The organism is Novosphingobium sp. B-7, assembly GCF_000410615.1.
Classification (GTDB): Bacteria; Pseudomonadota; Alphaproteobacteria; order Sphingomonadales; family Sphingomonadaceae; genus Novosphingobium; species Novosphingobium capsulatum.
The window spans coordinates 1-11,045 of record NZ_APCQ01000266.1; the positions used below are offsets into that span (position 1 = coordinate 1).

The 11,045-nt window shown below is 64.7% G+C and carries 10 protein-coding genes; 3 read left to right on the forward strand and 7 right to left on the reverse strand.

The features are described 5' to 3' along the window. The coding region (locus H926_RS0103585; protein ID WP_022675092.1) for a DNA translocase FtsK at positions 1–1,729 on the forward strand (1,729 nt) is incomplete at its 5' end. 173 nt (positions 1,730–1,902) lie between these two features. Here H926_RS0103585 and H926_RS0103590 read toward each other — a convergent pair. The 4 genes from H926_RS0103590 to H926_RS0103605 form a co-directional block, all read right to left on the reverse strand. After that, on the reverse strand, positions 1,903–2,430 hold the full coding sequence (locus H926_RS0103590) for a hypothetical protein (protein ID WP_022675093.1): 528 nt from the start codon (positions 2,428–2,430) through the stop codon (positions 1,903–1,905). Positions 2,431–2,478: 48 nt separating this feature from the next. After that, positions 2,479–4,242 (reverse strand): transferrin-binding protein-like solute binding protein, encoded by a 1,764-nt coding sequence (locus H926_RS0103595; RefSeq protein WP_022675094.1) that lies wholly within the window; start codon positions 4,240–4,242, stop codon positions 2,479–2,481. A gap of 137 nt (positions 4,243–4,379) precedes the next feature. Beyond that, positions 4,380–4,781 carry a thioesterase family protein gene (locus H926_RS0103600; protein WP_022675095.1) on the reverse strand — a complete coding sequence of 134 codons (402 nt, stop codon included), beginning with the start codon at positions 4,779–4,781 and terminating at the stop codon, positions 4,380–4,382. A 2-nt stretch (positions 4,782–4,783) separates the two neighbouring features. Beyond that, complete coding sequence (locus tag H926_RS0103605; RefSeq protein ID WP_028657526.1) at positions 4,784–5,200, reverse strand: secondary thiamine-phosphate synthase enzyme YjbQ; 417 nt, start codon at positions 5,198–5,200, stop codon at positions 4,784–4,786. Between the two features lie 335 nt (positions 5,201–5,535). Here H926_RS0103605 and H926_RS0103610 point away from each other — a divergent pair, with 335 nt between their 5' ends. Continuing rightward, a complete protein-coding gene (locus tag H926_RS0103610; RefSeq protein WP_237740966.1) occupies positions 5,536–7,809 on the forward strand; it encodes a TonB-dependent siderophore receptor in 2,274 nt (757 codons plus the stop codon). Between the two features lie 40 nt (positions 7,810–7,849). Here H926_RS0103610 and H926_RS0103615 read toward each other — a convergent pair whose 3' ends face one another. The 3 genes from H926_RS0103615 to ligK form a co-directional block, all read right to left on the reverse strand. Then, complete coding sequence (locus tag H926_RS0103615; protein ID WP_022675098.1) at positions 7,850–8,719, reverse strand: amidohydrolase family protein; 870 nt, start codon at positions 8,717–8,719, stop codon at positions 7,850–7,852. A gap of 109 nt (positions 8,720–8,828) precedes the next feature. Further along, complete coding sequence (locus H926_RS0103620; protein WP_022675099.1) at positions 8,829–9,890, reverse strand: 4-oxalomesaconate tautomerase; 1,062 nt, start codon at positions 9,888–9,890, stop codon at positions 8,829–8,831. A 137-nt stretch (positions 9,891–10,027) separates the two neighbouring features. Next, on the reverse strand, positions 10,028–10,702 hold the full coding sequence (ligK, locus tag H926_RS0103625; protein ID WP_028657528.1) for a 4-carboxy-4-hydroxy-2-oxoadipate aldolase/oxaloacetate decarboxylase: 675 nt from the start codon (positions 10,700–10,702) through the stop codon (positions 10,028–10,030). A 123-nt stretch (positions 10,703–10,825) separates the two neighbouring features. Between ligK and H926_RS0103630 the strand changes: the two genes are divergently transcribed. Continuing rightward, on the forward strand, positions 10,826–11,045 hold a 220-nt coding region (locus H926_RS0103630), incomplete at its 3' end, for a LysR family transcriptional regulator (RefSeq protein ID WP_028657529.1).

An 11,045-nucleotide genomic window follows, 5' to 3' on the forward strand; every position in this document is an offset into this window, starting at 1 on the left:
CCAGCGCCGCGCGCCCAAGGCCAAGGCCGCAGCCGGCGGTGACGCCCTGCTCGCCGATGATGACGATGGCGCCGATGATGACGCGCCGCCGTTCGATACCCGCGCGCCGGTGATCCCGGCGGATGCTGCCGCGCCCCGCCGCCCTACCGAGATCAGCGATCCGCAGCGCACCCCTGCGCCTGCGGCCAAGGCGCAGGCCCGGCAAAGCGACCTGTTCGACAAGTTCGCGCTACCCGCGATCGACATTCTCGAGGAAATTCCCGCCTCGGCCCAGCCCAAGATCGACAAGCTCGCGCTGGAACGCAACGCGCGCCTGCTCGAAAACGTGCTCGACGATTTCAACGTCAAGGGCGAGATCACCGCCGTGCGCACCGGCCCGGTGGTGACGATGTACGAGCTCGAACCCGCGCCCGGCATCAAGGCCAGCCGCGTGATCGGCCTGGCCGACGATATCGCCCGCAACATGAGCGCGGTGTCGGCACGCGTCTCGGCCATTCCCGGCCGCACCGTGATGGGCATCGAATTGCCCAACCAGATCCGCGACATGGTCTCGTTCCGCGAGTTGGTGGCGTGCGACAAGTTCGTCAATGCCAAGGGCCTCTTGCCGATCATCCTGGGCAAGGACATTGCCGGCGAACCGATCGTGGCCGATCTGGCCACCATGCCCCACCTGCTCGTCGCCGGCACCACCGGCTCGGGCAAGTCGGTGGGCTTGAACTGCATCCTGCTGTCGCTGCTCTATCGGCTTACCCCGGCGCAGTGCCGCATGATCCTGGTCGATCCCAAGGTGCTCGAACTCAAGTCCTACGACGATATCCCGCACCTCCTCTCGCCCGTGGTGACCGAGCCGGCCAAGGCCGTGCGCGCGCTCAAGTGGGCGGTCGAGGAAATGGAGCGGCGCTATCGCCAGATGTCGTCGATTGGCGTGCGCAACCTGTCGGGCTTCAACGAAAAGGTCCGCGCTGCCCAGGCCAAGGGCAAGCCGCTCGGCCGCCGCATCCAGGTCGGCTTCGATCCCGAGACCGGCGAGGAACTGTTCGAGGAACAGCAGCTCGAATACCAGGTGCTGCCGCAGATCGTGGTGATCGTCGACGAACTGGCCGATCTCATGGTCAGCGTCGGCAAGGAAATCGAAGTCCTGATCCAGCGCCTCTCGCAAAAGAGCCGCGCCGCCGGCATCCACCTGATCATGGCCACGCAACGCCCCTCGGTCGATGTCATCACCGGCGTGATCAAGGCCAACTTGCCCACGCGCATTTCCTTTGCCGTGACCAGCCGCATCGACAGCCGCACGATCCTGGGTGAACAGGGCGCCGAACAGCTGCTTGGCAAGGGCGACATGCTCTACAAGCCCAGCACCGACCCGATCAAACGCGTCCATGGTCCCTTCGTCAGCGACGAGGAAGTGGAGCGCGTGGCCGATCACTGGCGCGGCCAGGGCAAGCCGGAATACGTCGATTCGGTCACCGAGGAACCCGAGGAAGGCTCGTACGGCTTCGACGAACTCGACACCTCCGACAATCCCGAAGACCGCAAGTATCGCCAGGTCTGCCAGCTCGTGTTCGAAAGCCAGAAGGCCTCCGCCAGCTGGATTCAGCGCCAGATGGGCGTGGGCTACAACACCGCGTCCAAGTGGGTCGAACGCATGGAGCAGGATGGCCTGGTCGGCCCGGCCAACCACGTCGGCCGCCGCGAGATCTACCGCGACAAGGATGGCAACCCGCTGTAACCCCGGATGGCTTGCAATGCCCGGTCACCGGGCAATGGCCCTTCGACAAGCTCAGGGCGAACGGCCTGGGAAAAGGCTTGTTACCCGTTGGGGATGCTTTCGGGCCATAGATCCTCCCCGTCACCGACGGGGAGGGGGTCCGCCCGCGCAGCGGGTGGTGGAGGGGTGTTCCCTCAGGCCGCCCGCAGCGCCACGGTCGCCTCGCCGACCAGCGCGGTCACCTCTGCCTCGGTCAACACCCGGCGCGGGTCATAGCCCAGGCCCAGGCGCGCAGTGCGGCGCCAGGCATCGCAGAACAGGCCCTTGTTGGGGCCAAACGCCCGCAGCACATGGGCAGCCAGGCGCGGCGGCGCGTCGGGCGCATAGGCGCGTGAAAACAGCGCCATGTCGGCCACCCACGGCCCGATCATTACCCAGCCATGGTCATCGGCCACCACTTCGCCCGCCACGCTCAGCGTGCCTTCGACCACCATGATCGGCGCATCGAGGGCACGGGCCAGGTGCACGGCATAGGCAGCGCCCAGCATCGGCGCGGTCACGTCCTTGCCCGCCATGACCTTGAGCACGTCCTGCGCGCGGGTGGCCATCAGCGCCTTGTCGTCCTCGCTCGGGCTCCACGCCTTGAACGTGCGCGCGGTTTCCCACGAATGGCTGGCGGCGATCAGGCGCGAAAGGCGGGTCAGGGCAAGCGATGCGGTCATGACCGCGGCCCTTAGGCGCAAAGCGGTCCTAGGCAAAGGGGGACTGGATCACTTGCCCTGCTTGCCCACGATCACACCGCCCACGGGAATATTGCTGCCACCCTTGGGATCGCGCATCCCAATGAGCCAGGTCGCATAGAATTCTTCAGCATGCGGACCGGTGAACTGCCCCTTGATCGAACCGCGGGTGTCGCCGCTGAATGGCAGGTTGATGATTTTGTCAAAGGTGCCCGCAAACGTTGCCTTGCCTGCGTCGCCCGTGCCGGAAAAAGCATAGGCGCCAAGCGCGTAGGACGTTCCGGTATCGCGGTCTGTCGCCACGGGGTTGAGCGTGCCGGTCAAGGTTGCCGCGCCGAAGTTGTACGCCATGCGCGCGTCTCCGCTGATCGCATAGGGCCGGGTGTTGCCATCAGACGGAACCCCGGAATAGCCCAGGATTACGCCATTGTATGTAGCGCTGCCGCTGCTCGGCACCGCCGAAGCCGGCGTCGCCTCGCCAAAGCCATAGGCGAAATCGGTGTAGGGGAATGTGGAGGATTGCGACGGTGCCAATACCGTTTCAGACGTGCCAAAGCCGGTATAGGTCAACGCAATCAGCGGATTGCTGGGGCCGGGGCGCGAAACGCGCAGCGTGCCCGCGCTCAACGAACTCGCTTGCGCCGTAACGGAATAGGCATCGTACGTGGCGTCGCTGTGCGCCGCGTCGCGGATCGCGGGCGTGAGCGCACGTGGATTTCCTGAATATCCGTCGATCCCGGCACGTATCGTCAGCGCCTTCTGCGTTTCGGAATAGGTAATGTACAACGAGCGCGTTGTCAGGTTTTGCTGGTCCCACCGTGTCGAGCGGCCATAGCTGACGGCCACGGCTGCCCCGCCCAGGTCTTCGTTGATTACCAGGTTCGCCAAGCCATTGTTGGATGGCATCGTCGCGGTGTCGCGGCCCAGGATCGTGCCGCTCGCCACCACGTTGTCGTAAAGGTTGGTGTTCCAGACCGCGCCGAACTCTTCATGATGGGGGCCATAGAAACGGCCGTCGATCGCCCCCGGCCGCGCGCCGAAGTTGAAGCTGCCGGAAAACGTCGTGCTACCTGCTTTCAGCTTTGCCTGTGACGTCCAGTTTAAAGTGCCTTCATACAGGCTATTTCTGTAACGATCGATCGTGCCGCTGCCAACCAGGCCGCCGCTGGCGAAATCCACCTGGAAGCGACCGCCGCCTGTCAGCACATAGTTTTGCTGAGGATAGCCGGCCTGCCCATCAAGGCGCACACCGAATGTGGCCGTCCCGGTGGTCGGCATGGCCGATGCGGGCGTGGGGACGCCATAGGTGAAATAGTCCATGGTCGTTGTGGCGTTCGGCCCATCGGTCTGCGTCCGTTGCCACAGGCCGGCACCGACATAGCGGAAAAGGGGTGCGTCGGGCGTGCCGGGATCGGTCGTATTCGTGCTGAGCGACAGTGTCTCCGTCAGCGCGCCTTCGCTGCGCTTGTAAACCGTGGCTGCGGCATTGCTGAGCGTGGCATCCTTTTGCGCCGGTCCGAAATCCTGTGTCCGCCCTTGCGTGGCAATCGTGTAGGTCTGCGTGGATGCCTTGTATTCGATCGTCAAAGGCTTGCTTGTAACCGTGTTCGGCTGGGCGGACGTGATCGGTTGATAGGCCGTCTGGGTTTTTGCATCGTTGACGAAGGCCTCGCTGACCAGGCTGCCCACCAGATCGTCGTTGGTCGGCTTGGGCGGGGGAGAAGGCGGCGGGTTGGGAGAGTTTGTGCTGGCAACGCCACCGCCATCGCCACACGCGGCGAGCAGAACCGCCAACGCAAGTGCCGAATACCGTGTCGCTCTGCAACACCGTTGGAGACCAGCGCGCACCATGATTCGATCCTTGTCAAAAAACAGAATAGATCCAACTTGGCGCTATAATACGCTATTTTACATATTGTTCCAGCAATGCTTTACGCCTGAGAGTAAAAGGGCGCTGCCACTTCTGCAGGAACGCGAACCAGGCGTCCGCTGCTTTTATCGATCAGGGCCCACGTCGTGCGCGCGCTGACGATCACTTTGCCGGCCGCGTTGGCGAAATCGACGCAGCGGTCGAACCGCGCGCCGTGGGGCGGATCGGGAATGAAGGTGGTGGCCACTACGCTCTCGCCTTGGCCAACATTGCCGCGATAGTCGATCTCGTGCCGGGTCACCACCCAGACATAGGCCGCCACGTGTTCCGGTGGCGCCACCGTTTCCCAATGCCGCGTGGCGATCTGTTCCATCCAGCGCACCCAGACCGCGTTGTTCACATGGCCCAGCTCGTCGATATGCTCGGGCAGGGCGGTGAACGTGCAAGAAAACCGTGCCGTCATGATCAGGCGCCCACCAGGTGCAGCACGATCTGGCGGCGATGCGCCATGCGGCGATGCTCGCACAGGTAGATGCCTTGCCAGGTGCCAAGCGCGAGCTGCCCACCGACAAGCGGGATCGACAGGCTCACCCCGGTCAGAATGCTTTTCAAATGGGCCGGCATATCGTCCGGGCCTTCATCGTCGTGGGCATAGGCGGTGCTTTCCGGTGCCAGGCGATCGAGCCAGCGCACGATATCGCCACGCACCTCGCGCGCGGCATTTTCCTGGATGCACAGCGAGGCCGAGGTGTGGCGGCAGAACAGCGTGAGCAGCCCGCTGTCCATGCCCTGGGCCGCCGCCCACTGCGCGGTTTCGCGGGTGAAATCGTGCAGGCCGGGGCCGGGCGTATGCAGGGTCAGCGTGGTGCTGGCCTGGCGCAGCGGCGCGGCGTGCACCGCGTCGGCGGGGTGAAGGGCTTGGCTCATGACCGCATCAGCCTGGCATGGGGCGCGGACCATGTCACCCCGGTTTTGCGCGGTACGATAAAAAATGAGAATCATTATCAACATGGTTGATTATGAAAATCACTCGCAATAAAGCGCTACCCATCCGGATCGGGCGCCGCTGCCCGATCCGAGCAAAGGGGAAAAATTCCATCATGATCAATGCATCCCGGTCTCGTCGCGCGTCACCCATGCCAAGCGGGCACGTGCCTGCCACCTCGCCCTTGCGTCCCGCATTTCTCGCCGCCGGCTGTATCGGCGTGATCGCCGCCATGCCGGCCCAGGCCCAGGATGCCGCGCAAACCGTGCTGGGCGGGGTGACCGTGACCGATACCGCGATCGCGCAAGCTCCGGTCAAGGTAGAGCGGGCGGAATCGCCCAAGTACGTGCGCCCGCTGCTCGATACGCCGCAGACCGTCACCGTGGTCGGCCGCGCGGTGATCGAGGCGCAGAACCTGCTGTCATTGAAAGATGCGCTGTCGATCCTGCCCGGCATTACCCTGGGCGCGGGCGAAGGCGGCGGCGGCTATGGTGACAGCATCAATCTGCGTGGGCAGAGCGCCAATACCGATATCCAGATCGATGGCGTGCGCGACAGCGCGCAGTATTCCCGCAGCGACCTGTTCAACATCGAACAGGTGGAAGTGACCAATGGTGCCAATTCGGTGTTCAGCGGCTCGGGCTCGATCGGCGGAACGGTCAACCTGGTCAGCAAGCGGCCCAAGGACGAAACCAGCACCACCGTGCAGGGCGGGGTGGGCACGGCCAATTACTGGCGCGGCACGGTGGATAGCAACTGGCAGCTGGGCAGCGAGGTCGCCGTGCGCCTCAACGCCATGGGCCACAGCGCCGATGTGCCCGGCCGCGATTTCGAATACAGCCGCCGCTGGGGCGTGGCGCCGTCGGTCAAGTTCGGGCTGACCGGCGATACCAGTTTGACGCTGCTGTATCTGCACCAGCGTGACAAGAATATCCCGCAATATGGCGTGCCTTATTACGCGGTTTATGGCGGCTTGCTGCCCGGCGCCAGCTATGCCGGCTATTACGGATACAAGAACTACGATCGCCAGGAACAGACGGTGGACCAGGCCACCGCCATCCTCGACCACCGCTTTTCCGATGCGGTCTCGATCCGCAATCTGGCACGCTACCAAAAGGTCAAGCAGGATACCTTCGTCGATCCGCCGCAGGGTGCCTGGTGCCTGGCCAACGGTACGCTGGCCAATTCGACCGGCGCGGCCACGGCCTGCTCATCAACCCAGGCTGCGGGCACGTTCTACCCCAGCGGCCCGCGCGGGCTGTTCCGCCTGACCGACACCTCGATCTGGTATGACCAGGTTGATCTTTCCGCCAAGGTCTCCACCTTCGGCCTTGAACACACTCTGGCACTGGGCGCGGCATACTCGCAGGAAGATTATGACATCGATTCCGGCAACGGGTTGCGCAATGCCAATGGCACCACGCCCACACTCGATGCGATCAACATCGCCAATCCCAATGCCATCTATACCGGGCCGGTAAACTACATCACCACCGCCATTGCCCATGGCTCCACCCGCAACATCGCGCTCTATGCGTTTGATGCCGTCAAGCTGGGCGGCGGGTTCGAAGTGAATGGCGGCATTCGCTGGGAAAACAACCGCGCCCGCTATCGCAGCGATACCGTGGCGGTCAGCGGCGCGGTGACCACCGGCGCGCCGCAGAACAACACCGACGACTTGTTCAGCTATCGCCTGGGCCTGGTCTACAAGCCGGTGGCCAACGCCAGCCTCTATGTCGCCTACGGCAACAGCAAGACACCGGCCTCGTCCACCGTGCGCAGCGGTTGCGGCGTGACCAGCACGACTCTGCTGGGCGACCCCTGCAACGTTGCCCCGCAAACCGCCGTCAATTTCGAACTGGGCGGCAAGGTCGATCTGGCGCAGGGCAAGCTGCAATTGACCGCTTCGGTGTTCCGCAACGAGCGCACCAACTATCCCGTCGCCGCCAACGATCCGCTGGTCGGCACCACGAACGTGCTCGACGGGCGCAGCCAGGTCGATGGCGTGTCGCTGGGCCTGTCGGGCAAGATCACGCCCGCCTGGACGATCTTTGCCAACGCCATGTACCTCGATGGCGTGATCAAGCAGTCGATCTCGAATTACTGCAAGAACCACCTGGGCGCCACGCAGACGCTGCCCACGGGCGGTAGCGTGACCTGCCCCACCAGCGACGTGCAGGCCGGCAACCCGGTCACCAACACGCCACGCTGGTCGGGCAGCCTCTACACCAGCTATCACCTGCCGTTCGGGCTGGAGGTGGGCTATGGCCTCACCTACCAGGGCAGCTGGTATCTCACCAATTCCACCGGCGCGCCGATGTACAAGGCGCCGTCATACCTCACCCACCGCATTTCGCTGGGTTACAAGCTGGACAACGGCCTTTCGGCACAGATCAACGTGCAGAACCTGACCGACGAGAAGTACTACACGTCGATCCGCAACAATGGCTGGGCCGTGCCGGGTGAAGGGCGCTCCGCGGTGCTCACCCTGGGCTATGCGTTCTGACCCACAAGAAAGGGGGCGATCATCTCGCCCCCTTCGTTGCTCAATCGGCCCAATAAAGCTTGGTCGGATTGTCGATCAGCAGCTTGCGCTGCAATTCCTCGGTCGGCGCGATGCGCGGGATCATGTCGACCAGGTGCCCGTCATCGGGAATGGCATCCTGCATGTTGGGATGCGGCCAGTCGGTGCCCCACAGCACCCGGTCCTGATAGTCCGCCACCAGCGGCGCCACCGCATCGGCAAAGGCATTCCACGGGTCCCCTGATGGGTCGAGCCGGTCGGGGCAGGTCGCCTTGAACCAGATATCGGGCCGCGAATCGAGGAACGCGCGAAACGCCTTCATGTCGGCCCCGTCGGGTCCCTGGGTCACGTCAGGCCGGCCCATGTGGTCGATCACCAAGGGCACTGGAATGGCGTCCATGAACGGGCGCAGTTCGTCCAGGATATCGGCCTCGAAATAGATCACCACGTGCCAGCCAGCGGGCAGGCGCTTGGCCACGTCCAGGAACTTGTCCTTGGGCGCATCATCCACCAGCCGCTTCAGGAAATTGAAGCGGATGCCACGGATGCCGCCCACGTGCAGCGCGGCGAGATCAGCCTCGGAAATCGCCGGATCGACCACGGCCACGCCGCGCGCCTTGCCTTGGCTCTTGGCAATGGCATCGAGCGTGGCGGCATTGTCGGTGCCATGGCAGCTCGCCTGGACGATCACGTTCTTGGCAAAGCCCAGGTGATCGCGCAGCGCAAACAGCATATCCGGCCCGGCGTCTTCGGGCAGGTACTTGGCCTTGGCGCTGAACGGAAACTGCGCCATCGGGCCAAACACATGGCAATGCGCATCAATCGCGCCGGCCGGCGGCGTATAGCGCGGCTTCGACGGGTTGCCGTGCCAGGAAATGATACGGTCGGTCATGGTCTTGTCCTTGAAAACCGGGCTTCGACACGCTCAGCCCGAACGGCAACCTATTTGAAATCTCGCACGCCGTTCGCCCTGAGCCTGTCGCAGGGCGAGAAGCACACGTTCACCCGAACACCACCCCATCCATCAGCTTGCGCGCGGTGCGCAGCAGGGCGGCGGTCTTGACCGCGCCGCTCTCGTCTACCTCCAGCACGCAGCTCATTTCGCCGGTGGGATGCTCCACCGACAGGGTCTTGCGGCTGCCTTCGCCCACTTGCGCGACCTCGGCCGCCGGAGAGCCTTCGAGCAGGCAGGCCGTCGCCACCGACACCGCGCCCAGCACGCCGATCGTGGCATGTGCGCGATGCGGGATGAAGCTGCGCACCGTGATCGCGCCACCGTGCTTGGGCGGGGCCACCAGCATCATCTTGGGCACCGACTTTTCCTTCACGTCGCCCAGGTTCATCAGCGGGCCCACTTCCAGCCGGATCGCCTCGATCCGCGCTTTCAGGTCGGTCGCATTGTCCAGCCATTCGCGGTCTTCATAGCCGGTGATGCCCACGTCTTGCGCCTTCATCACCACGCAGGGCATGCCATTGTCGATCAGCGTCACGGCCACGCCTTGGATCGTATCGGCCACGTTGCCGGTGGGCAGCAGCGCCCCGCACGAGGAACCGGCCGTATCGCGAAATTCCAGCGGCACCGGGGCATGGGTGCCGGGCACGCCATCGATCGCGGCCTGGCCGGCATAGCTGACCGTGCCGCCCGGAGTCTGCACCGTCGCCACGGCCACTTGCCCGGTGTTTTCCATGAAGATCGCCACGCGGGTTTCATCGCCCGTCGCCGCCACCAGCCCGCGCTCGATCGCAAACGGGCCAACGCCCGCCAGGATATTGCCGCAGTTCTGCGCGTCGGTCACGATCGCCTGGTCGACGAAGACCTGCAGGAACAGGTAATCGACATCGATCCCCTCGCGCGTGGACTTGCTCACCACGGCCACCTTGCTGGTCAGCGGATCGGCGCCGCCCATCCCGTCGATCTGGCGCGGATCGGGCGAGCCCATCACCGCCAGCAGAAAGGCATCGCGCGCCGCCACGTCGGTGGGCAGATCGCTCTTGAGGAAATAGCCGCCCTTCGACGTGCCGCCGCGCATCCACATGCAGGGGGCGGAAAAACCGGTGGTCATGAACAACACTCCTGCCGTCAATGCTCCCCCTCCTCTTCAGAGGAGGGGGGCGGGGGGTGGTGGAAATCTGGCGTCAGGCCCCGGGACCCCCCCCACCCCCCCCCTCGGAAGAGGAGGGGGCTAGTTGCGTTAAAGCCTCAAACGTACTTCAAGCCTTCCTTCTCCAGCCGCTCGCGCATCTTGTACATGTCGAGGCCGAGCACGCCGTTGGCCAGCTTCTCGCGCTTTTCGCCTTCGTTGGCTTCGCGCGCCTGCGCGGCTTTCAGCACCTCGGCGGCCTTGGCGCGGGGCACCACCACGACGCCATCGTCGTCGGCCACGATCACGTCGCCCGGGTTCACCGCGCAATTGGCGCAGACCACCGGCACGTTGACGCTGCCCAGCGTGTTCTTGACCGTCCCTTGCGCGTAGATCGCCTTGGACCACACCGGGAACTGCATCTCGGTCAGATCGCGCACATCGCGCACCCCGGCATCGATGACCAGGCCGCGGCAGCCGCGCGCCTGGGCCGAGGTGGCGAGCAGGTCACCGAAATAGCCGTCTTCGCAGGGTGAGGTCGGGGCCAGCAGCAGGATATCGCCCGCTTGCAGCTGTTCGATCGCGACATGGACCATCCAGTTGTCGCCCGGAGGGGCGCTGATCGTCACGGCCGATCCGGCGATGCGCGCGCCGCGATAGATCGGGCGCATATAGCTGGCGAGCAGGCCGGTGCGGCCCTGCGCTTCGTGCACGGTGGCCACGCCGCAGGCGGCCAGGCCGTCGATCACGGCGGGATCTGCCCGTTCGATGTTCTGCACGACGATACCCGACATGGCGCTTGTCTCCCTATGATGGCTGGCCGGTTCGGCACGGATGGCCTGCATTTGGAACCGGGGGCGGGCAGCGCCAAATGCAATGTTTGGCATGTGCCATAAGGAAATGCTAAGTCTGGATGGATGGCCCGTCCCGACCCCGCGCTCAACATTCGCCACTTCGCCGCCTTTGCCGCCACCGTGCGCCATGGCAGCGTGACCCGCGCCGCGCGTGCGGTAAACCTGACGCAGCCCGCGCTGACCCAGGCGATCGCCCGGCTCGAGGCAGACCTGGGCTGCCTGCTGTTCGAACGCGGCGCCGGAGGCATGACCGCGACCGAGCCGGCGCTGCTGCTGGCGCCCC

Bases quoted from the DNA above. Each gene is read 5' to 3' on its own strand.
- H926_RS0103610 (WP_237740966.1), top strand. From the start codon at position 5,536: ATGCCGGCCCAGGCCCAGGATGCCGCGCAAACCGTGCTGGGCGGGGTG.
- ligK (WP_028657528.1), bottom strand. From the start codon at position 10,702: ATGTCGGGTATCGTCGTGCAGAACATCGAACGGGCAGATCCCGCCGTG.
- H926_RS0103600 (WP_022675095.1), bottom strand. From the start codon at position 4,781: ATGACGGCACGGTTTTCTTGCACGTTCACCGCCCTGCCCGAGCATATC.
- H926_RS0103590 (WP_022675093.1), bottom strand. From the start codon at position 2,430: ATGACCGCATCGCTTGCCCTGACCCGCCTTTCGCGCCTGATCGCCGCC.
- H926_RS0103615 (WP_022675098.1), bottom strand. From the start codon at position 8,719: ATGACCGACCGTATCATTTCCTGGCACGGCAACCCGTCGAAGCCGCGC.
- H926_RS0103620 (WP_022675099.1), bottom strand. From the start codon at position 9,890: ATGACCACCGGTTTTTCCGCCCCCTGCATGTGGATGCGCGGCGGCACG.